Here is a 22,693-nt window from a genome sequence, read left to right as displayed (position 1 = left end):
GAAAGCTCGTAAAAAGACAGCTTAGAAGCAGGATTTACCAGGGCTTCACGCGAATAAATCACCGAGGTGATTGATAGTGGCGGGTAGCTCTGACAAGGTCGTTATGGCGTTTATTGGGGTAGCATTATCGATTTTTATAATATATCGGATATATGTATGGCTGCAGAGTTCTCCGCGTTCTTTTATGAAGGATCAGATTCCGTTCAATAAAGTGATTATTCCACATCCCTCTATTGATATACTTGAGGATGAAGGATATGAGGTCGTTGGAGGGAAATTAAAAATCCCCTTGTCTTTCAACGTAAATGGGGCGCAGATGTATAGCCGGTTATTTATAGATTATGTGGCGACAAAAGAGGAAGGATCGTTATATTTAGTTATCCTTTCCAGACCACGCAAGCCTTTGGATTTCACTGGCAGCGGCTTACGTGATACCTTGCTTCCCTACCTGCTGATCTATCCGGAATGCAGCGGCGTTCTATATGTTAATGTAGCAACAGCATCGATCCATGTAATTAAGCTTGGCAAAGACGACGGAGAATCAAACTGAGTCCATATTTTTTATATACCAGGAGGCAACAATGAAGGGACAACGACATATTAAGATTCGTGAAATTATTACACAAAAGGATATCGAGACACAGGACGAGCTTGTGGAAGCCTTGCGTGAATCAGGTTTTCAAGTTACGCAAGCCACAGTATCTCGAGATATAAAAGAGCTGTTGCTCATCAAGGTACCCATGGATGATGGAAGATATAAATATTCACTTCCAACGGATCAACGGTACAATCCCATTCAGAAGCTTAAGCGCGTTCTTGTGGATAATTTTGTGCAGATCGATTCCTCGGCTAATCTTGTGGTGATGAAATGTTTACCAGGTACGGCTAACTCTGTCGCTGCTTTGATTGATAATATTGACTGGCCGCAAATTATGGGAACCCTTTCTGGTGATGATACAATCCTTATTATTTGCCGTTTACCTGAGGACAGTAAGACTGTAATTTCACAAATCATGGGTTATATTTCTTAATTATAATTAATCAGATGCCTGTCATCTTCTCGGAGGTGCTCTATTAGTGTTAGAAACCTTGTCTATACGCAATCTTGCCGTCGTTGAGGCGGTTGATGTGCATTTTTATCCTGGCTTCCACGTGCTTACGGGAGAGACCGGGGCAGGTAAATCCATTATTATTGATGCGCTTGGATTGATTGTTGGAGGCCGCGGTTCAGCGGATTCCATTCGTTATGGTTGTGAAAAAGCGGAGATGGAGGCGCTCTTCAGTCTTCCCAGCGGTCATCCCGTTTGGGAGACTTTGGAGCGTCTTGGCATTGAGGCCCAGCGCGAGGAGCATCTTATTATACGGCGCGAGCTTACCTCTCAAGGTAAAAGTACATCACGTGTAAATGGACAGATGGTCAATCTTACCATGCTTCGCGAGATCGGCGAGCAGCTGGTTAATATACACGGCCAGCATGAGCACCAGAACTTGCTGAAGGCGGAACGGCATCTGGGACTGCTGGATACATACGGAGAACCGATTATTGGTCCGCTAAAGGCAGTTTTTCAGGAAAGGTATTCTGCCTTCGCGAAGGTGGAGAAAGAGCTGCGAGAGCTGCAGGAATCCAGCCAGAAGGCATACCAAATGCTCGACTTATATCGTTTTCAGCTTGAAGAAATTTCATCCGCCGGATTAAAACCGGGAGAAGATGAATTACTTACCGAAGAACGGGTCAAACTATCCCACAGTGAGAAAATGATGGATTCCGTATCGGGTGCATATGAGCTGCTTTACGACAGACAAGGCTTGGAATCGATCGGTAATGTCATTTCCAGACTTGAGGATGCAGTTCGTTACGATGAGAAGGGTCTGCGAACAGTGCTCGAACAGCTGCAGTCCTCATATTACCAGCTAGAGGATGCTGCTTTTCAGCTTCGTGATTACCGGGAAAATATCGAGTTCAATCCGATGCGACTTGAAGAAATCGAGAATCGCCTGGATTTGATCACTGGACTCCGACGTAAATATGGAGAGAGTGTAGAACAGATTTTGGCTTATTATGAACAAATTCACCGGGAAACTGATTTGCTTGAGAATAAAGATGAATATCTGGAGAAACTGACGGCGAAGCGCGATTCGCTGCTGTCTGTATTAATGGAAGCAGCTACGGAATTAAGTGAAGCACGCAAGCTTTGTGCTGCTGATCTGGCCACCCAAGTGGAGGGTGAGCTTAAAGACCTTCAAATGGAAAGAACCTCGTTGCAGGTCAAATTAGACACGCTGGAGGACCCCCGTGGAGTGGAATACAATGGTCGGCGTATTCGCCTCACAAGACAAGGGATAGACAGCGCAGAATTTATGATATCCCCTAACCCGGGCGAACCCCTGAGACCTCTTGGCAAAATCGCCTCTGGTGGTGAGCTGTCGCGTATTATGCTGGCAATGAAAAGTATTTTTGCGCGCCATGATGCAATTCCAGTTCTGATTTTTGACGAAGTGGATACCGGTGTCAGCGGCAGAGCCGCTCAGTCCATCGCAGATAAGCTGTTTAAGCTATCCTCTACCTGTCAGGTGTTCTCCATTACTCACTTGCCGCAGGTGGCTTGTATGGCTGACCATCAGTACTTAATCCGCAAAAAGGTTGAGGATGGAAGAACCATGACTGAAGTGGAATCCCTAACAAACGATGGACGTGTAATGGAGCTGGCCCGGATGCTGGGTGGCGTAGAAATTACCGAAAAAACATTGCACCACTCGCAGGAAATGCTTAATCTGGCCGAGGCAAGTAAGGCTGCAACAAGCTAAGCGGAGCAATGATTGACAGTAATAAAAGCCTGGGGGCAAGGTTATCTTATAGGTACGCAATTGGCGACCACCTTTTTCGTCAAGCGAAAGAAGCAAAAGGGAGCGTGACAGCCATTGAAGCCTAACCTCAGGAAGTTAATGCCAGGCCTTTTATTTGCCTTCTTTCTTAGTTTATCGGGCATAACGGGAACAAATCTAAGTTCTGCTGCACCACTGCATGGTGAACCAGCCAAGGTGACTGCACAAGGAATTCATTCCGAGCTTAAGGTGATCCCGGGAGGTCAAACGATCGGTGTGAAAGTGAAATCAGCAGGTGTTTTGGTTGTTGGTCATCATCTGATTGAAGTATCCGAGAAATCTAAGCTTTCCCCAGGAGAGGTCAGCGGTTTAGTGCCGGGTGATCTGATGATCTCCATGAATGGTGAGAAATTGGATGAGTTGTCCAAGGTGGCCAAGCTGGTGGATCGTGCTGGTAAAGCGAATAACCCCTTGACCATTGTCTTCAAACGCGGAGGTAAAGAGCATACAGCTAAGCTAAAGCCCGCGTATGACATTCATGACAAAGTGTGGCGGTTAGGCCTGTACATTCGTGATTCAGCAGCGGGTGTCGGCACATTAACTTTTTATGCTCCCGAGCAAGGTGTATATGGAGCTTTGGGACATGTGATTACAGACATGAATACCGGTACCCCAATTGTTGTAGGCAGTGGTCATATTGTTCAGTCCAGTGTAACCTCCATATCCAAAAGCCAGGATGGCGATCCGGGCGAGAAACGAGCGCATTTTTTGAAAGAAAGCCAAGTGCTTGGAAATGTGGAGAGTAATACTGACTTCGGCATCTTCGGTAAAATGAGCTCCAATCCCGAGCACAGTCTTTACAAAGAACCGATTCCCGTGGCGATGAGTGATCAAGTCAAGGAAGGTCCTGCTGAGATCCTAACTGTAGTTGACGGACAGCAGGTGGAGCGGTTTAAGGTTGAGATCATTCATGTAGCACATCAGCAAACGCCAGCCACTAAAGGAATGGTGCTGCGGATCACTGATCCACGCCTTATCGATAAGACAGGCGGTATCGTTCAAGGCATGAGCGGAAGTCCTATTGTACAGGATGGCCGTCTCATCGGAGCCGTAACTCATGTATTTGTAAATGATCCTAAGTCCGGTTATGGGTGCTTCATCGAATGGATGCTTCAAGATTCAGGTGTGACCAAACAGGAGAATAGGTATTCATTAAATCTTAAGGCGGTTTAGCCTTAAGATTTTTTGTCGAACGATTACGAAGAACCTCGAACATTGAGATAAAATATTTAATTATAATCCAACGCAGAAAAAAAATAAAGAAAAATAATTTTCGACAGAAGGGAATTCGATCTCCATGTCGAAAACGTAAGAGACAAGAAAAAAATGTTATTTTCGAATAGCAGATATAATTAAGGAGGAAGCAGCCAGTGCAGAATATTGAAGTGTTGTTGGCCGATGATAACAGGGAATTTACGAATTTGCTTTCCGAGTACATTTCTGAGCAAGAAGATATGACCGTAACGGGTATCGCCTACAATGGTGAAGAAGTGCTTCAAATGCTTAGCGAAGCGCGTAAAATTCCCGATGTTCTTATTCTTGATATCATCATGCCGCATTTAGACGGCCTAGGTGTATTGGAACGTCTACGTGATATGGATCTGAATCCTCAACCGAAGATCATCATGCTGACTGCTTTTGGTCAGGAGAACATCACTCAAAGAGCTGTACAGCTTGGTGCATCCTATTATATTTTGAAACCGTTCGATATGGAGGTCCTGGCAAATCGTGTACGTCAGCTTGTCGGCTCTCAAGGCAGCATGAGCTCCTCCTCCAACATGTACAATTATTCGTCGACGTCCAGATCGAATGTAGTACCGCTCTCTAAGGGCAAGAACCTCGACGCTAACATTACCTCGATCATCCATGAAATCGGTGTCCCAGCGCATATCAAGGGCTATCAGTACCTGCGTGAAGCGATCACCATGGTATATAACAATATCGAGATCCTTGGTGCGATTACGAAGACGCTCTACCCAGCAATCGCTGAGAAGTTCAAAACCACGCCTTCACGCGTAGAACGGGCGATTCGCCATGCGATTGAAGTGGCTTGGACACGTGGGAACATCGACTCCATCAGCCATTTATTCGGTTACACCATTAATATCTCCAAATCTAAGCCTACTAACTCGGAATTTATTGCCATGGTAGCAGACAAGCTGCGGATTGAACATAAGGTTAGTTGAAAGGGTTAGGGGTAGTGCGGGGTAAGGGATTGTAGGTTGATGGTAGGTGTTTACAGTCAGTATATAAAAACCGATAAACTTGTTTTGAAGCCGATAAACTTTTTCCATCTCACCCGATAAACCTTTTTGGTTTATTGGGTTTTGTTTTTATTTAAAGATTAGCCATCTTATAAATGGTGAAACTCAAGCAGGGACATAGAACAATCGGGCGAACTGGTTAGATAAACTAATTTTCTATCCAGATACAGAACTACATTTATGAGTTAAGTCGGAGGAATCTTCATGAATTATTACGAATCAGGTGTTGAAAGAATTAGGAATATTGATGCGAATTTATACATTGAAATTTCAAAAAAAAGATACGAAGAAGTAAGATCTAAGGGTGAATATGAAGCAGATGCTAATTTGATTGCAGAGTATTACCGTAGAGTCGGCGTGTTTTTGCAGTTTATCTCAAAGGAAGCAGCAAGTATATACATAGGAATGGATATGTTATTAGGTTTTAAGATGGAGGAAAATGAGTGGGACAGTTTCTTAGAAACGTGTCCGAATTTTAATAAAATTGATATTATGCTTATGAAATTAATAAGTATACATTATTTACGCTGGTGCTCTTTGCTTGATGCGCGCGACAATATCGCATTGCAGTTTCCAGATATATATGAACCGATGATCAAATTATTTGAGAGAGGTGGGGGACGGATTAATACGCATCACCACGAACTGGTTGGTGGATTTGGAGCTTTTTCACGCTCTATCCATGCAAATAGAGGAGATATGACCCCTTTTGATATAAGCGATGTTGCTCTAGAAAATATCATTAAGGAAGTAGAACTAGCAGAAGGTTACTTAGTGGACTATAAGAACGGCAATTTATCAGAAAATAATTGTATCCGCTGTGGTAACAAATTATTGATCCTACCAAACTTATCGGATTATGGTTATCAATGGTATAAAATTAAATGCGAGACTAAAGACTGTTTTGATAAAAATTTCTCATGATACTTCATTATAGTTATATCAATCAGAGTGTCCGCGGCATGAGCTATCAATAAAATCAATGCAGTAAAAAGACACTGAGATCTGATAAGCTCCCATCATAGTAGACAGTAGAAAAAACAAAAACTTCTACTGCTACAATGATGGGAGTTTTTCTAATGTCTAATAGAAGTCCAACATCTTTAAAAGTAAAATTACATGTCGTAAGGCTGTGCCTTGAGCACAAGTCAAATCCAAACTATGAGGCAAAGCAGCTAGGTCTTAGTTCACACACAGTTAGAGAATGGATTAGGAAATATAAAGCAGATGGTTTGGACGGGTTGAGAGAATCGAGAACATGGAAATCATACCCAAAGGAATTGAAGCTTGCTGCTGTTAACGAAGTGTTGTCTGGTCGTTGCTCCGTTGAAGAGGTGACAAACAAGCATTATATTTCAAGCAGAAGTGTTTTGACAAAATGGATTACCAAGTATACTAATGAGATAGAATTGAAACCTACACATACAGGAAAAGGACTATCTCATATGAACCAAGGACGTAAAACAACTTTCGAAGAACGCATTGAAATTGCACAATATACCATCGCTAATGGATTGGATTATCAGAAAGCGATTGAAAAGTACGGAGTATCTTATCAGCAAGTTTACGCATGGGTTCGGAAATATCAAGTTGGCCGCGAGGAGGCTCTTCAGGACAATCGCGGTCGCAAAAAGCCTGTAGAAGAACTAGATGAGCATGACCGCCTTAAACTACGGATTAAAGAGCTAGAAGCGCGAAATGAATACCTAGAGATGGAGAATGACTTCGCAAAAAAGTTGGCGGAGATCAAGCGACGAAATACACGCTAACCCTCGTTCGACAAGTAAACTTGTATCAAGCGATTCAAGAACTGAACAAAGAAAAAGGTCACGCAATTACGAAGTTGTGTGCGTTAGCTGGGGTTGCTCGATCTGCCTATTACAAGTGGTTAAAATGGAAACCCTCTTGCATAGAACTTGAAACTCGTGCGTTAGCGAAAGAAGTAAAGCTACGATATGACAAGCGAAAAGGGATTCTTGGCTATCGTCAAATGCGCACGCAATTAAACCGAAAGCTCAAAAAGCAGTACAACAAAAAGCGTTATTACCGAATTATGTGTGCTCTTGGGCTTAAAGCAGTCATTCGCAGAAAACGAGCGAGTTATGTGAAAGCTACGGAGATCCATGTAGTTGAAAATGTAATGAACCGTAACTTTGATGCCAATTCTCCTAATTCAAAATGGTGTACAGATGTGACTGAACTGAAGTACGGGAATGGGCGCAAAGCCTATTTGAGCGCTATTATTGATGTATATGATAATTCCATTGTCTCATGGGTATTAAGCCATTCCAACAACAATAAACTCGTGATGGATACGTTGAAGAGGGCTTACGCGAAGAATCCTGGCGTATCCCCTCTTTTACAAAGCGACAGAGGCTTCCAGTACACGTCTCATGAGTACAACCGACTTCATGTAAAATACGGATTTAAGAAAAGCATGTCTCGTGTGAGTCGGTGTTTGGACAACCAACCTATTGAGCGTTTTTGGGGTACATACAAGTCAGAAAGCTATTATCTTACAAAGTATGACACCTATGATGATGTCCTCACAGAGGTTAGCAAATATATTCACTACTACAATAATTACCGCTACACAGAGTGTTTGGATGGCTTGTCACCTAGCGAATACCGACGAGCTGCATAACGAAGATACCTCAGTTCTGGCAATACGAACTGAGGTATCTAAACTAACTATTTTTGTTTTTTACACTGTCCACTTGACAGGGAGCACTTCAATCTATTCATCAGTGTCTTTTTTTTGGATACTTTTCCACCAACATTTTATTTCATCGTTCTTGTAATCATTTCATTCAGAGGGTTGGAATTTAAAGCAACTTAATCAGCTCTTCTAGCTCATCAACCATACCTTTTGCAAGTTCAAAATTATTGTCTTTTAAAGCTAATTCTATTTTCATTTCAACTGCTTTTTTATTTTGTTCATTTTCTAAATAATCTTTATCAAAATGACTGGCATAAATCATCTTTCTGAATTTTCGCATACTCATTTTTCTAATCGTCTTATCGTCAATGATTAGTACATAATCCATCCCATTTACTACAGAATAGAAATCATGAGAAATCATGAGTATCGCACCTTTATAGTCTTCAATGGCTTTCTCCAGTGCGATTTGTGTATAGGTGTCTAAATGGCTTGTCGGTTCATCAAGAAGCAATAAGTTTGCTTTGCTAGCAGAAACTTTTGCCAATTGCAGTATATTTTTTTCGCCACCAGATAAAGATTCTATCTTTTGATTAAGAATTTCTCCTTCAAAGCCATAGTTTGAAAGATGTGCTCTAATCTCGTCATAAGTTGCAAACCCGGCATCGATGAAGTCTTCTAGTATGGTATTAGAATCCTTTAGCACTTCGTCTTGAAGCTGAGAAAGATAAGCCACTTTAATATCAGAATTCATTTTAATTGAATCATGATTATTTTTAAAGATATCTCGGAGTAAAGTCGTTTTCCCGGTACCGTTTGGACCGATAAGGGCTATTTTATCTGTAGGTTTCATCTCAAAGTTAACATTTTCTAAAATCAACTCATCAAAGGAAACACTATAATTATTCACATTTAAAACAGTGATGTCTTCTTCAATTTCATTGTCCACACCAAAACTGATTTTTGGTTGCTTAATATCAACGAATGGCGCTTTAATTTTTCGCGCTTCCAATCTTTCTTGAAACTTAACCCTAGCTTTTAACGCTCTTCCTCTAGATGCTTCTGAATTATAGGTTGCGATCGCTCTAAGATTATCAATAATGTTATCGTATCTCTCTATCTCTTCTTGTTCAGCGACTGCGATTTCTTGTAACTCAATTTTCGTCTGAAGTAATGAGAAGTTATACTCAATATATCGCCCATCGAACTCTTGGATCTCCATATTTTCAAGGTGTATAATTTTGTTAAAACAATGATTCAATAGATAACGGTTATGCGTAACCACTAGCAATATTCCTTTGTGAGCATTAATAAGATTTTTAAGTGCATTTAGGTTTTCAAAATCTAAAAATACATCGGGCTCATCCATAATCATTAAGTCTGGATTAGTCAGCATTTCCTTCATCACTTGAATAAGCTTGAATTCCCCACCACTTAGGTCGGATACCCTAGCATCTTTTAGTTTCAAGAGGTTGGCTAAATTTAGTTTCTTATTAATATTGCTTTCAAAATCATTTCCATCCATTAAATCAAAGGCATCTAGAGCTAATTGATACTTTTCGAGTAATGAATCAATATCTGATGATGTTTCCATTTCAGTGAGAATAGCTGTTATTTCATTTTGTATCTTAATAAATTCTTCTCCTATATATTCAAAAACGGTTGTTTCTTTAGATTTGTCTAGTTGCGAAAACTGACTTACATACCCAATTTTGCAGGTTGGGTCCATCTCTAGCTTGCCTTCGAACAAATATTTTTCTGGATCCATTAGTATATCGATCAGTGTACTTTTACCACTGCCGCTTGTTCCTATAAAAGCGCAATGTTGTGCCTCTTCAAGCGTAAATGAAATGTTTTTATATAGGTCTTTTTGCGGGAATGCGAAGGATAAGTTATCAACTTTTATCATAGTGTTACCTTTCTTAACTAAAAATAGTGACTATTATAAGATGTATTGAAGAGCACAGATTTTGAGTTTACCGTTGATAGAGTAACACTGTTTACAAGCAACTTCAATCATTTCGCATTAAAGGTGTTAAAATCATCTGATAATACAATCTTACAGACTATTAAATTATGGTCATAAAACCTATAAATACCTTATGGCTACAACTCGGAATTTATTGCCTTGGTAGAAGATAAGCTGCGGAAAATATTCCATTTAATGTTATAGTGGATTTAGTAAGAATAAATCCTTTGTTTTTTTTAAGATACGTACATGCTTGAATTTATTAAGGAGAATCATAGCTACAGATGTAAATAACTTAAGTGTAATATTAAAATTATGGAGGGAATATGAAATTTCATTTGAGATATGTAATTCTATCTTTTTGTGTATTCTTCTTTTTGTCAGGATGTAGCTGGAATGCAATCACTGAAAAAGAATTAGATCAATTTATCGAAAATGAAAATTTGGATTATGTTTCTATACAAAAGTTAAACGACGAGGAATATTACATTTTTAGCTTGCCCTATATTTATATTTATCGTAGTGCTTCTGACTATACTAAATCTACGGGTATGATACGAGATGAGATCGTTATTGGTGGTTTGGAGAAAGGTTCAATTGGCCTTGTAATTAATAATACGCAAGTTTTAAAAGATGCTAAAACATTTTCAGTAGTGATTGACAGTAAAACTCGTGAGTATGAATATACAGGTGGAAAATATCTAATTATAAAAGATAGTAGAATTTGGAATCCGACTGCTCAATTAAAAATTATTTTCTCAAATGATAAAAACGAAACAATATTTGAATCAGATTATTAAAGAAGATTTATTAGTTTTTTACAACTATTTTCATGTTCTTATTTTGCTGATTTTCTATTACATGAGTATCACTTGAAAATACATATAAGAACCCTCTTTGCTGCTCCAACATTACCATTAACGGATGATGAAAAGAATGGGTAGAAGATTATGAAAATATTAATTTGTCGTATTAGTGAATGTAACGTATTGAAGGTATAAACCTCATGCGTAAACCACAAAGTGATTTCGTAGATTCTGATGATACCTATCTTCAAAATTAAATTGGTAATCAAATAAGGAGAACTCTTTATGACAATCCCATCAGGAATAACATGTGAACACGTAATCAGTGGTAAAATATTCCTTGATTATCTTTGGTTTATGTTTATAAGAGCAAGAGTCATATAAACTGAATTTGAAAGTGGGAGAATAGTTTATGGATTTAAAGAAAATTAATTCTTTAACAAAGTACCCTAGCATTCTTACATATCATCAACTAGGTGAACGAGGTCGGTTAAATGATGTTTTAACGGAGTCAAGAGGCTTCGCAGAATTAGACGATATTTTTGTTTACGAAAAAGTTGATGGTGAAAATTCAAGGATCATTTTATTAAAAAATGATGTTAATGAAGTTGATTATCTAATTGGTTCCAGAGAAGAATTGTTATATGCAAAAGGAGATAGAATCGGTAATCCTTATGGGAACATTGCGGAATTTCTTAAGCCGTTAGCAGAAAAAGTAATTGCAGATATCTTTCCTAAGGCTGACTGGGCATTAACCGTAATTTATCAGGAATCTTATGGAGGAAAAACTAAAGCATCCAAGAACTATTCTGACAGAAAAACTCAAGGGTATCGTGTATTTGATATGTTCTCCTTGAATAAGGATGAATTATATAGACTTCTTGAGTTATCGCAGGAGAAAATTGCGGTGTGGCGTGATCACGGAAATCAACCATTTTATGATGAAATTGAGAAGAAGAGATTTATTGAAAGCATGGATTTGCAGTCCGCACCACTTCTTGAAACCATAAAGGGTTCCGAGTTTCCAACTTCTCTTGAGAGTACATATTCTTATTTAAAAAGATTCGAGAATACTCAAGTAGGAATCGACGCAACAGGCAAATCAGAAGGAATCATTGTTAGAACAACGGATCGTAAACAAATTAGAAAAATACGGCTTGAAGATTATGAAAGAACGTTTAGAAAGTAATAGAAAAATAAACATTTTGCCAAAAATTGAGGTTCGATATGATAAATGTTTATCTTGATGACTTACGAGACTGTCCAGAAGGATTCACCTTGGCAAGGACATTTGAAGATGCTGTTAAACTATTTGAAAATAATGAAGTGAATATCCTAACTCTTGACCATGATTTAGGTGAAGGCGCCGATGGAATTGAACTAAAGAATGGGTATGATTTCGTAAAATACTTTTGTGAGCATGGTTTAAGGGCGAATAAGATATATCATCATACGGATAATCCTGTAGGAAGAAGGAATATGTACGAGACCTTATTGGCTGCTCAACGTAGAGGTTTTATAAATGAAGATATAGAAATTTACTATTATCCCGTAACCGTTAATAAATATAGTGGAGATTAATAAGAGGATTCTTTATTATGGAATGAAGCTATTAGTACGAAACAATAAAAAAACGGAGTGGAATAATATTATTAGTTCTTTTAGCAACGATGGATATGATAATAGTTCTGACCAGTAAATGCAATTCTGTGAGGCTCTTCTACATGGTTTAGGATTTAATCGGCAATCAACCTGTTTACGGTACCACATTCCCTCCAAGTTACTGTCCTTGGCAGGAAAATTTGTTCCATGGTATATTCAGTGTACTAAGAAATCGCTCTTTTGGAATAGCTGACCGCACGTTCGATACAGCAATTGGACAACGGTCCGTTCCAGTATGGATACCAGGAGGGAGACTACATGTTGGTGAATACCTGCCGCAATTTAGATGAACATCAGTACTCTATATGTCTGAAGCGGATTTATGAGCCGGCGGCTCCGGAGGACGGGTACCGGATACTGGTGGACAGGCTGTGGGCACGCGGAATTACGAAACCGCAGGCGGCATTAGACGAATGGATGAAGGAGATTGCTCCAAGCCCGGAGCTGCGCAAATGGTTTGACCACATGCCGGAGCGTTTTGCGGCATTTAGTGACCGTTATATCCGGGAACTGGAGGAAGATCCGACGCGCGTGAGACTTGCAGCGACAATCCGTGAACGGGTGCTGAAACAGGATGTTACGTTGGTATATGCCGCGAAAGACCCAATACATAATCATGCGAATGTATTATATAAATGGCTGCTTTCCAGATAAAAAGCACACGGATCTCCCCCGAATCGTTAAGGATTTCGAGGGAGGCCCGTGTGCTTTTTTTAATAAATAAAATTAGATGCTGGGTGAATAGATTCATAATCAAATTGTTGTTCAATTGGAGTGCCGGTCCGAAAAACTCATAATGAATTTGCTCTTCTTTCATCCCGAGCCTGGGCAGTTCGCCAATCATCGCTTCCATTGTTGGGCGAATACACGCTGCAAGAATTACTGATTAACAAAGCTGATTTGCGTGCCATCCTGCAAGCTAGAAATGAGGTCAAGCCTCCTCAAACAGAAGACGTTCTTCATCCCGGCTATGAATCGCGTTCACAACCAGCAGCGCGTGGAACTGGTGAAGCACCTCCGGAGTGAGGCCTTCTTCCGCAAGCAATGCTTTGACATCTTTTACTATAATCCGCAATAATTCATGATCACGTGTAAGCCCGAGAACTGCGTCTTGCAGGTTAGGATTCTTCCCGGCCATTTCCTGGTAGAACCCGTCTTCCTCCGCGTCAGCATGGCTGATAATCCGCGTCTCCCAGTACTCAATTAGATGTTCGGCGGCCTGATGCGCCACTTCAAATTCCTTCGCTTCCAGCAGTTCTTCCACTTCTTCGGTCTTGGCTACAGCGCCGGAGAGCCCGCCCTGATGAATGGCATGGTGGGCATGCAACTGGCGTAGTGAGGGTCCTGGCATGTTGCTTCATCCTCCCGTTTTTCGAAAATATAAGAATCTATATGTTTCATATGATAATGATCATTCTACTTCTCGCTGAAACGGTACCGTCTTCAAAAAAGGACGGTAAAGCCGTTTCCACTTGCCAGTATAGCACACGAATTTGTAGAGGAATTCCCGCTAAGGAATTCCCCGGACGAAATAGAGGGAAGTCCCTAATGGGATCCTCTGCCCGGGAAGTAAACGGCAGGAACACAGCTTTTCTCCTCAGTGGGAAAGGCTTTTTGCTTTTTATTCAGATCGAGGGAATTCCCGAGGTTCAATAGGTGTTTCCCTAATGGGAAGCACGGCCGGGTAGATCCATAATGGTATTAATTGAATAAATTTTGAAGGGAGTGTTCTGGATCGATGAAGAAGAAATTCGGACTTAACTTTTTTAAACCGGTTGAAAGCTATTCCGGAAACTGGTCCATTCTTGAAGAGAAAAATAGAGATTGGGAGAATATGTACCGCCAGCGCTGGTCTCACGATAAAGTAGTGCGTACCACTCACGGAGTCAACTGTACAGGCTCCTGCAGCTGGAAGGTGTTTGTGAAGAACGGAATCATTACTTGGGAAAATCAGCAGATCGATTATCCTTCCTGCGGACCGGATATGCCGGAGTTTGAACCGCGCGGTTGTCCCCGCGGAGCTACCTTCTCGTGGTACGAATATAGTCCATTGCGCGTGAAATACCCGTATATCAGAGGGAAACTGTGGCGGCTGTGGCAAACGGCGTTGAAGGAGCATGACAATTACATCGATGCCTGGGCCAGTATTGTTGAAGACCCCGAGAAGGCTAGCCAGTACAAGAAGGCGCGCGGTAAAGGTGGACATATACGTGTAGCCTGGGACGACGCGCTGCGGCTGATCTCGGCCCAGCTGATCTACACGATCCGGAAATACGGTCCCGACCGCATCGCCGGCTTCACACCGATTCCGGCCATGTCCATGGTCAGCTACGCATCGGGGGCGCGATTCATATCACTATTAGGCGGTCAAATGCTCAGTTTCTATGACTGGTATGCTGATCTTCCTCCGGCTTCCCCGCAAATTTGGGGCGAGCAGACGGATGTTCCAGAATCTTCGGATTGGTACAACGCCGGTTACCTGATGATGTGGGGCTCTAACGTACCGCTAACTCGGACGCCGGATGCCCACTTTATGACTGAAGTACGCTATAAGGGAACCAAAGTCGTGTCGGTGGCACCGGATCTCGCAGAGAACGTCAAATTCGCCGACAACTGGCTGGCCCCGAATCCAGGGTCGGACGCTGCGCTTGCCCAGGCCATGACGCATGTCATCCTGCAAGAGTTCTACCAGGAACGCCAGGAGCCGATGTTCCTGAATTATGCGAAGCAATATACAGATATGCCTTTCCTGATTCTGCTTGACCCTCATGAGGATGCCCTTAAAGGCGGACGTTTCTTGCGGGCGAGTGATCTTGGAGATAACTCCCAGCACTCAGACTGGAAACCGGTAATCTTTGACGAGGTGGCTGGTGAGATGATGGTTCCGAACGGTACCATGGGGCAGCGCTGGGAGGAAGGAAAGAAATGGAATCTGATCCTCGAGCGGGAAGACGGCAGTAAAGTAGAACCCGCCTTGACCATCGAAGGCCACGGAGAAGAGTGGACGGAAATCGTGTTCCCGTACTTCGATAATGCCGGCAACGGCACCTTCAGACGGGTGATTCCGGCCCGCAAAATACGGCTTGCCGACGGTGCAGAACGTTATGCCGCCACAGTCTATGATCTGATGATGAGCCAGTATGGCGTCGCACGTACAGAAAGTCCGCTTAACGCAAAGGGATATGAGGATCAATCCTCTTATTACACCCCGGCATGGCAAGAGAAGATTACGACGGTAAAGGCGAGTGTCGTAGTTCAGATTGCCCGCGAATTTGCCCAGAATGCGATTGATACGGGTGGACGCTCTATGATCATCATGGGCGCAGGGATTAATCACTGGTTCAACAGCGATACCATCTATCGTTCCATTCTGAATCTAGTGGTGCTGACCGCTTCCCAAGGTGTTAACGGCGGCGGCTGGGCGCATTATGTTGGTCAGGAGAAATGCCGTCCGATTGAAGGCTGGTCAACGGTTGCTTTTGCCAAGGACTGGCAGGGTCCGGCACGTCAGCAGAACGCGACTTCGTTCTTCTATTTCGCAACAGAGCAATGGCGTTATGAGGAGAGCGGCACTGATTCACTGAAATCGCCGACTGGAGGGGATGTAGCTTACCAACATCCGGCTGACTATAACGTATTGGCTGCCCGTCTCGGATGGCTGCCATCCTTCCCGCAATTCAACAAGAACAGTCTTCTGTTCGCCGAGGAAGCCGCACAGCAAGGCAAGAAGACTAACAGCGAGATTATCAGTCACACCGTGGAAGAGATTAAATCACGGAAAACACGGTTTGCCGTGGAAGATCCCGGCGCACCGGAGAACTTTCCCCGTTCATTATTTATCTGGCGCTCGAACCTGATTTCAAGCTCTGCCAAAGGGCAGGAATACTTCATGAAGCATTTGCTCGGAGCTTCCGACGGTCTGCTGGCCGAGCCGAATGAAGAACAGAAACCGGAAGAGATTATCTGGCGTGAGGATGTCGAAGGTAAGCTCGATCTGATGGTTGCCCTGGATTTCCGGATGACGACAACACCCCTCTATGCAGATATCGTGCTGCCGGCCGCAACCTGGTATGAGAAAACAGATCTGTCGTCGACTGACATGCATCCGTTTGTTCATCCGTTCAATCCGGCAGTTAACCCGCTGTGGGAATCCCGGTCGGATTGGGATATTTACCGCCAGCTGGCTGAGGTATTCTCCGAAATGGCAAAATCGCATCTGCCTGGCGTTTATAAGGATGTTGTGATGTCACCGCTCGGCCATGATTCGGTAAGCGAGATCTCACAGCCGATGGGTCTTGTCAAAGACTGGACCAAAGGCGAAGTTCCGGCTATCCCGGGCAAAACAATGCCGAACTTTACTATTGTAGAGCGTGATTATACTAAAATTCATGACAAATACATTTCACTCGGACCTAACCTCGCAATCGGCAAAGCAGGCGCGCACGGCATCAGCTTCTCTGTCGCCGAAGAATATGAGGAAATGAAGAAGCTCAGCGGTGTTTATTTCGATGAAACGATTAAAAACGGACTGCCGAAGCTGCAGACTGCCCGCCAGGCCGCAGATACGATTCTTCACCTGTCTTCGGCTACCAACGGGCGCGTGTCCCAGAAGGCTTACGCTGCAGCGGAGAAGGATTCAGGAGTAGAGCTGCGGGATATCTCGGCGGACCGGGCCGCAGAAAAGATTACGTTCCAGAGCATCACCGCACAGCCGCGGGAAGTCATTCCGACACCGGTATTCAGCGGGTCGAACAAGCAGGGACGGCGCTATTCACCGTTCACCACGAACATTGAACGTCTCGTTCCGTTCCGGACGCTGACCGGAAGACAGCATTTCTACATTGACCATGAAATCTTCCAGCAGTTCGGCGAAGCGCTGCCGGTTTACAAGCCAACGTTGCCTCCGATGGTCTTCGGGCCGCGTGACAAGGAAGTGAAGGGTGGACAGGATTCTCTGGTTCTGAGATATCTGACACCGCACGGGAAATGGAATATCCATTCGACCTATCAGGATAACCAGCACATGCTGACGTTGTTCCGGGGCGGTCCAACCGTGTGGATCAATAATGAGGATGCTGCGGCACATCACATTGAGGATAATGACTGGCTCGAAGTCTACAACCGTAACGGTGTCGTAACTGCACGCGCGGTTGTCAGTCACCGGATGCCGAGAGGCACCATGTTTATGTACCATGCCCAGGACAAGCACATTCAAGTACCGGGCTCTGAAATTACGGATACGCGCGGCGGAAGCCACAATGCGCCTACCCGGATTCATCTGAAGCCTACCCAGATGGTCGGCGGATACGCACAGCTCAGCTACGGTTTTAACTACTATGGTCCGATCGGCAACCAGCGTGATGTCTACGTAGCCGTCCGCAAAATGAAGGAGGTCAACTGGCTTGAAAATTAAAGCGCAAGTTGCAATGGTAATGAATCTGGATAAATGCATCGGCTGCCACACCTGCAGCGTGACCTGCAAGACGACCTGGACGAACCGTAAAGGTGCGGAATATATGTGGTTCAATAACGTGGAAACGAAACCGGGGATTGGTTATCCGAAACGCTGGGAAGACCAGGAGCTCTACAAGGGCGGCTGGCAGCTGCGCAAGGGGAAGCTGGAGCTGAAATCCGGCAATAAGCTGTCCAAGATTGCGCTCGGCAAAATCTTCTACAACCCCGACATGCCGGAGATGAAGGATTATTATGAACCGTGGACTTACAATTATGAGCATCTGACGAATGCAGGAGAGCAAAAGCATTCCCCGGTGGCGCGGGCTCATTCTGCTGTAACAGGCGAGAAGATGGATCTGGAATGGGGGCCTAACTGGGAGGATGATCTGGCGGGAGCGCATGTAACCGGCCCGCTTGACCCGAATATCCAGAAGATCGAGGAAGAAATTAAATTCAACTTCGAGAAATCGTTTATGATCTATCTGCCGCGCCTCTGTGAACACTGCCTCAACCCAAGCTGTGTCGCCTCCTGCCCTTCAGGTGCGATGTACAAACGGGATGAAGACGGGATTGTTCTGGTCGACCAGGAAGCCTGCCGAGGCTGGAGATATTGCATGACTGGCTGTCCGTATAAAAAAGTGTATTTCAACTGGCAGACCAACAAAGCGGAGAAGTGCACCTTCTGTTTCCCGCGTGTGGAAGCAGGACTGCCTACGGTATGCTCCGAGACCTGTACAGGCCGAATCCGCTATCTCGGGGTTCTGCTGTATGATGCCGACAAGGTTCTTGATGCCGCATCCACCCCGGACGAGAAAGATTTGTACAAAGCACAATGTGATCTGTTCATGAATCCGCATGATCCGGAAGTCATTGCCCAGGCGAGAAAAGATGGTATCTCTGAGGATTGGCTGGAGGCAGCCCAGAACTCACCGGTCTATAAGCTGGCGATTGAGCACAAGCTTGCCTTCCCGCTTCACCCGGAATACCGCACACTGCCTATGGTGTGGTATGTGCCGCCGCTTAGCCCGATCATGAATTATTTTGAAGGTAAAGATTCGCTGAAGAATCCCGATATGATTTTCCCGGCTATCGAAGAGATGCGCACACCGATCCAGTATCTGGCGAACATGCTGACCGCAGGCGATACGGAGACCGTCAAAGAAGCCCTGCAGCGGATGGCCATGATGCGCTCCTACATGCGCGCTAAATCCTCAGGCCAAGGGTTTGACGCTAGCCGTCTTGAACGTGTCGGTATGACAGCACAGCAGACAGAGGAAATGTACCGGCTGCTCGCGATTGCCAAATATGAAGACCGTTTCGTGATCCCAACCTCCCACAAGGAGCAGCACATGAACCCTTACCGTGCCCAGGGCTCGACCGGTTTCGGAAACGGGATGGGCGATATGGGCTCCGGCTCCGGTTGTGACGGCTGCGGACCTGCCAGCTCTGCCGGCGACACGATGAAGACCGGCAAGGAAATGTATGAAGAGAATTTCTACGGGGGGATTTGGCGTGATTGATTTGATCAAACTGCATGATTACAAGGAATCCTTCGGTTATTTCGCCCTGCAGCTCATGTACCCGGAGAAGCTGGACTTTCATCCGGCTTTTCTGGAAGAGGCGTTTGACAGCACTCATCCGGGTTATGCCCATGTGCATACCTATTGGAAGCAAATGCAGAGCTTCAGTCTGGATGAGATTCAGGAGAGTTATGCCGCTACATTTGATTTTCAGAAGGACTGCGCCTTGTATATGACCTATTTCAAATTTGAGGAGGCCAAGGAACGGGGGCAAATGCTCGCCAAGTTGAAGCTTCTGTACGAAATGTTCGGTCTGGAAATGCCGGAGGAAGAACTACCTGATTATTTGCCGCTTATGTGTGAATTTCTATATGCCGCGCAGTGGTTGGAAGTCCCGGGAGCGCCGGAGAATTTCCGGATGCTGATAGCGATTCTTGAGGATGGTACGTATCATCTGCTCAAGGCTCTGGAACGAAATGAAAGTCCCTATTTCCATCTGGTTAAGGGATTGCGCGAAACATTAAAAGCTTGTGCTGAACAGGAGGCCCTGAGTCAATGAATATGCTGGGTCAGTTTTTATGGGTCATTTTTCCCTACATGTGTATGGTGATCTTTATCGGCGGACATATTTTTCGTTATCGTAAGGATCAGTTTAACTGGACGGCCAAATCAAGTGAGTTTATTGAAAAGAAACAACTGAAATTCGGCAGCATTCTGTTCCACCTCGGAATTATGCCGGTTATCCTGGGCCATATTGGCGGGCTCGCTGTTCCGAAATCATGGCTGGAATCCATCGGCGTAAGTGATCATCTTTACCATATCGGCGCGGTATACATCGGGGGCATCTTCGGTGCAGCCACACTGCTCGGGATGCTGATTCTGACTTCGCGGCGCTTTACGCTTAAGAATGTCCGCCGTCTCAGCAGTGCATCGGACCTGATAGTCAACTCACTCCTCCTGTTTATCGTGTTTATGGGGATGTACTCTACCATTGTAACGAATGCCGTACAACCTGAGTTTGACTACCGCGATACGATTTCTGTCTGGTTCCGCGGCCTGTTCATGTTCCGTCCGGACCCGTCACTGATGAGTGATGTGCCGTTTTCCTTCAAGCTTCACATCTTGTCAGGGTTTGCCATCTTTGCCTTTTGGCCGTTCACCCGGTTGGTCCATGTATGGAGTGTTCCGTTGAATTATATAGGCAGAAGTTATATCCTATACAGAAGAAATAAATCGAATTAACGGAAAGAGTTGCGTGGACTTCTTTTCCTGTTCTAATCGAGGAGAGAAAACGATGAACAATAAGGTGGATTATCAAATCGAACTTGACCGGATCCGCGCAGCTCTAGGATATGACTTCATGTCGCTGGCTCTTGCTGAACCTGCGGAATATGACTATGTAATCCGGTGGAAATACGCCTCAGGGAACACTAATGACCGTTACAAACGGATTGTACTTCAATCCGGCAGAGGGATTGCAGGGATCGTGTTCAAGACCGGAAAACCGTTCTTAATCCCTTCTGTGCAGACAGATGTGAAGCCTGATACCTTGTTTAATTATCCCATTACTAAGATGGAGAATTTGAACAGTATTGGTGCTGTACCGGTGTGGAATGATGCCCGCGTCGCAGGCGTGCTTCTAGGCGGTTTCAGGGGTGAACGGCAGGTAACCGCTGAAATGCTGAGAGACCTGGACAGGGTAGCACGTAAGGGGATTGGAGACTTGAACGGGAAGGAATTGTTGCTCAGTTGATGACACCCGGAATGGATCTGCGGAGCCTGCTCATGACGAAGCTGTTCGAGAACAGCTCGGAGGCGATGTTCTTTTTTGACCGGCAAGGGAAAGCCCTGGCGATGAATCCGGCTGCCGAGAACATCGTTGACCAGGATATCCTGAAGCAGTTGTATCAGGGAAATCCGGAGGCACTATGCGGGACCTGCCGGGGATACACTAGTGAGACGGAGCTCCGCACATGCCTTAATTGTTACTTTCATACACCGGACTCAGAGGAATTTACCTCTTATCAAGTCTATCTGGAGACGAAAGATAAGGGGATTGTCCCTTATGCCGCCACCTTTCACACGATAGATGACGAGAATGGTATCAGAGTGTTTATGCTCAGGGATCTGAGCAGACAGTTCACGACACAAGAGAAGTTCTACCAGAACAAGATGATGAAGCATATCATTGAGGCGCAGGAGAATGAACGCAAGCGGATATCCCGTGAACTGCATGACAGCGTTGCCCAAGAGCTGATGAGTGCCGTGATTGATCTGCGTGTGCTCAAATATATGACAGCTGATGAACAGCTGCTGAAGAAGGTGAAGCAGACCGAAGTATCCATGACAAGACTTCTGAATGATATCCGCAACCTTTCCGTGGAGCTCAGGCCGGCTGCACTTGATGATTTCGGGCTGGAGGCTGCATTCCGGTCACACTTCAAGCGGATGGAACAAAGCTACGGACTTATAATTGAATATGAGTCCCGGCTTTTGGAGAAACGGTATGAGAGTGAGATTGAAACCGTCATGTACCGTGTATGCCAGGAAGCTGTGTTGAACGCCCTGAAGTATGCCCAGGTAGACAGCGTCAAAGTATCTCTTACAGAAAATGACGGCGTGCTGCGGCTTCTGATTAAGGATGAGGGAACAGGCTTCATTCAGGGAGACGAACCCAATGGAACCGGACTTGGTCTTTTTGGCATGCAGGAACGGGCGGAGCTGGTGGGTGGCACCTTCACCGTAGATTCAGGGATAGGTAGGGGCACAACCATTATTTTACAGGTGCCAGTAGGATTATCCCGAGGAAAGGAATGAGCTTCTGATGAAGATCGTCATTGCAGACGACCATGCGATCGTACGGAGCGGATTCTCCATGATTCTCAATTTTCAGGATGACATAGAAGTGATCGGAGCGGCGGCAGACGGGAGGGAAGCTTATATAATGGTTGCCAAATTCCGGCCGGATATTCTGATTATGGATTTAAGCATGCCTCCGGGCGAAAGTGGGCTGGTTGCAACCGGGAAGATTAAAGAGGATTATCCCGATACCAAAATCCTGATTCTGACGATGCATGACGATGATGAATATCTTTTTCATGTATTGAAGAACGGGGCCTCCGGTTATGTTCTCAAAAGCACTCCGGACGAGGAGCTTTTGCTGGCCATCCGGACCATTTATGAAGGCGGCACTTATATCCATCCTAAGATGGCGACCTCACTGGTCCGTGAATTTATTAAGCAGGACAAATCCGGCGGTACAGAGGATCTGTTTGAGCTGTTGTCCAAACGTGAACTGGAGATCCTGCCGCTTATCGCCAAGGGATACGGGAACAAGGAAATCGCAGAGAAGCTGTTTATTTCGGTAAAAACGGTGGAAGCCCACAAAGCGAAAATTATGGAGAAGTTAAACCTTAAAAGCAGACCGGAGCTGGTCGAGTATGCTTTAAGGAAAAAAATGCTGGATTTCTGATTTG

At 44.4% G+C, this 22,693-nt stretch carries 21 protein-coding genes; 19 read left to right on the top strand and 2 right to left on the bottom strand.

Annotation, left to right across the window (positions count from 1 at the left end):
- The first annotated feature begins 103 nt into the window (after window positions 1–103).
- The 8 genes from MHH86_RS21705 (at window position 104) to MHH86_RS21670 (ending at window position 7,791) form a co-directional block, all read left to right on the top strand.
- On the top strand, window positions 104–550 hold the full coding sequence (locus tag MHH86_RS21705; RefSeq protein ID WP_076098663.1) for a hypothetical protein: 447 nt from the start codon (window positions 104–106) through the stop codon (window positions 548–550).
- Window positions 551–581: 31 nt separating this feature from the next.
- The gene (argR, locus tag MHH86_RS21700) at window positions 582–1,031 is read left to right on the top strand and encodes a transcriptional regulator ArgR (protein WP_036682813.1); all 450 of its coding nucleotides are present in this window, start codon (window positions 582–584) and stop codon (window positions 1,029–1,031) included.
- A 46-nt stretch (window positions 1,032–1,077) separates the two neighbouring features.
- Window positions 1,078–2,805, top strand: coding sequence for a DNA repair protein RecN (recN, locus tag MHH86_RS21695; protein WP_038572526.1), 1,728 nt, complete (start codon window positions 1,078–1,080; stop codon window positions 2,803–2,805).
- Window positions 2,806–2,943: 138 nt separating this feature from the next.
- Entirely contained in the window at window positions 2,944–4,056 is a 1,113-nt protein-coding gene (gene spoIVB, locus MHH86_RS21690) for a SpoIVB peptidase (RefSeq protein ID WP_080742549.1), read from the top strand.
- Window positions 4,057–4,253: 197 nt separating this feature from the next.
- Entirely contained in the window at window positions 4,254–5,069 is an 816-nt protein-coding gene (spo0A, locus tag MHH86_RS21685) for a sporulation transcription factor Spo0A (RefSeq protein WP_036682806.1), read from the top strand.
- A 282-nt stretch (window positions 5,070–5,351) separates the two neighbouring features.
- On the top strand, window positions 5,352–6,071 hold the full coding sequence (locus MHH86_RS21680) for a hypothetical protein (RefSeq protein WP_342479420.1): 720 nt from the start codon (window positions 5,352–5,354) through the stop codon (window positions 6,069–6,071).
- A 155-nt stretch (window positions 6,072–6,226) separates the two neighbouring features.
- Window positions 6,227–6,916 (top strand): helix-turn-helix domain-containing protein, encoded by a 690-nt coding sequence (locus tag MHH86_RS21675; RefSeq protein ID WP_076147889.1) that lies wholly within the window; start codon window positions 6,227–6,229, stop codon window positions 6,914–6,916.
- 20 nt (window positions 6,917–6,936) lie between these two features.
- On the top strand, window positions 6,937–7,791 hold the full coding sequence (locus tag MHH86_RS21670; protein ID WP_081383579.1) for an IS3 family transposase: 855 nt from the start codon (window positions 6,937–6,939) through the stop codon (window positions 7,789–7,791).
- A gap of 181 nt (window positions 7,792–7,972) precedes the next feature.
- On the opposite strand, the gene MHH86_RS21665 is transcribed toward MHH86_RS21670, so the two are convergent.
- Window positions 7,973–9,715, bottom strand: coding sequence for an ATP-binding cassette domain-containing protein (locus MHH86_RS21665; protein WP_342479419.1), 1,743 nt, complete (start codon window positions 9,713–9,715; stop codon window positions 7,973–7,975).
- Window positions 9,716–10,101: 386 nt separating this feature from the next.
- On the opposite strand from MHH86_RS21665, the gene MHH86_RS21660 reads away from it, so the two are divergent.
- The 4 genes from MHH86_RS21660 to MHH86_RS21645 all read left to right on the top strand — a co-directional run bounded on the left by MHH86_RS21660 (window position 10,102) and on the right by MHH86_RS21645 (window position 12,897).
- Window positions 10,102–10,575, top strand: coding sequence for a hypothetical protein (locus MHH86_RS21660; RefSeq protein ID WP_076141345.1), 474 nt, complete (start codon window positions 10,102–10,104; stop codon window positions 10,573–10,575).
- A gap of 418 nt (window positions 10,576–10,993) precedes the next feature.
- Complete coding sequence (locus tag MHH86_RS21655; protein WP_076141344.1) at window positions 10,994–11,770, top strand: RNA ligase family protein; 777 nt, start codon at window positions 10,994–10,996, stop codon at window positions 11,768–11,770.
- A gap of 38 nt (window positions 11,771–11,808) precedes the next feature.
- The gene (locus MHH86_RS21650) at window positions 11,809–12,162 is read left to right on the top strand and encodes a cyclic-phosphate processing receiver domain-containing protein (RefSeq protein ID WP_076141343.1); all 354 of its coding nucleotides are present in this window, start codon (window positions 11,809–11,811) and stop codon (window positions 12,160–12,162) included.
- A 339-nt stretch (window positions 12,163–12,501) separates the two neighbouring features.
- A complete protein-coding gene (locus tag MHH86_RS21645) occupies window positions 12,502–12,897 on the top strand; it encodes a DUF488 family protein (protein WP_341286631.1) in 396 nt (131 codons plus the stop codon).
- Window positions 12,898–13,174: 277 nt separating this feature from the next.
- Here the strand turns inward: MHH86_RS21645 and MHH86_RS21640 are convergent, their stop codons facing one another.
- On the bottom strand, window positions 13,175–13,594 hold the full coding sequence (locus MHH86_RS21640) for a hemerythrin domain-containing protein (RefSeq protein ID WP_036675981.1): 420 nt from the start codon (window positions 13,592–13,594) through the stop codon (window positions 13,175–13,177).
- Between the two features lie 387 nt (window positions 13,595–13,981).
- On the opposite strand from MHH86_RS21640, the gene MHH86_RS21635 reads away from it, so the two are divergent.
- Genes MHH86_RS21635 through MHH86_RS21605 form a run of 7 tightly spaced genes read left to right on the top strand, consistent with a single transcriptional unit; the run spans window position 13,982 to window position 22,689 of the window.
- Complete coding sequence (locus MHH86_RS21635; RefSeq protein ID WP_342479418.1) at window positions 13,982–17,656, top strand: nitrate reductase subunit alpha; 3,675 nt, start codon at window positions 13,982–13,984, stop codon at window positions 17,654–17,656.
- Window positions 17,646–19,217, top strand: coding sequence for a nitrate reductase subunit beta (narH, locus tag MHH86_RS21630; RefSeq protein ID WP_036675987.1), 1,572 nt, complete (start codon window positions 17,646–17,648; stop codon window positions 19,215–19,217). Before MHH86_RS21635 ends, narH begins: the two co-directional genes overlap by 11 nt.
- A complete protein-coding gene (gene narJ / locus MHH86_RS21625; protein WP_036675989.1) occupies window positions 19,210–19,776 on the top strand; it encodes a nitrate reductase molybdenum cofactor assembly chaperone in 567 nt (188 codons plus the stop codon). Before narH ends, narJ begins: the two co-directional genes overlap by 8 nt.
- Complete coding sequence (gene narI / locus MHH86_RS21620; protein ID WP_036675990.1) at window positions 19,773–20,459, top strand: respiratory nitrate reductase subunit gamma; 687 nt, start codon at window positions 19,773–19,775, stop codon at window positions 20,457–20,459. Before narJ ends, narI begins: the two co-directional genes overlap by 4 nt.
- Window positions 20,460–20,511: 52 nt before the next feature.
- Window positions 20,512–20,970, top strand: a complete 459-nt coding sequence (locus MHH86_RS21615; protein ID WP_036675992.1) for a GAF domain-containing protein — start codon at window positions 20,512–20,514, stop codon at window positions 20,968–20,970.
- Window positions 20,971–20,981: 11 nt separating this feature from the next.
- A complete protein-coding gene (locus MHH86_RS21610; RefSeq protein ID WP_244886365.1) occupies window positions 20,982–22,034 on the top strand; it encodes a sensor histidine kinase in 1,053 nt (350 codons plus the stop codon).
- A gap of 7 nt (window positions 22,035–22,041) precedes the next feature.
- Window positions 22,042–22,689 carry a response regulator transcription factor gene (locus MHH86_RS21605; RefSeq protein WP_036675996.1) on the top strand — a complete coding sequence of 216 codons (648 nt, stop codon included), beginning with the start codon at window positions 22,042–22,044 and terminating at the stop codon, window positions 22,687–22,689.
- Window positions 22,690–22,693 lie beyond the last annotated feature (4 nt).

The sequence above is a fragment of the Paenibacillus sp. FSL F4-0097 genome (assembly GCF_038593125.1).
Lineage (GTDB): Bacteria > Bacillota > Bacilli > Paenibacillales > Paenibacillaceae > Paenibacillus_AQ > Paenibacillus_AQ odorifer.
The sequence above is the reverse complement of the archived record's forward strand: the minus strand, read 5'-3'. Positions and strand labels throughout refer to the sequence as shown.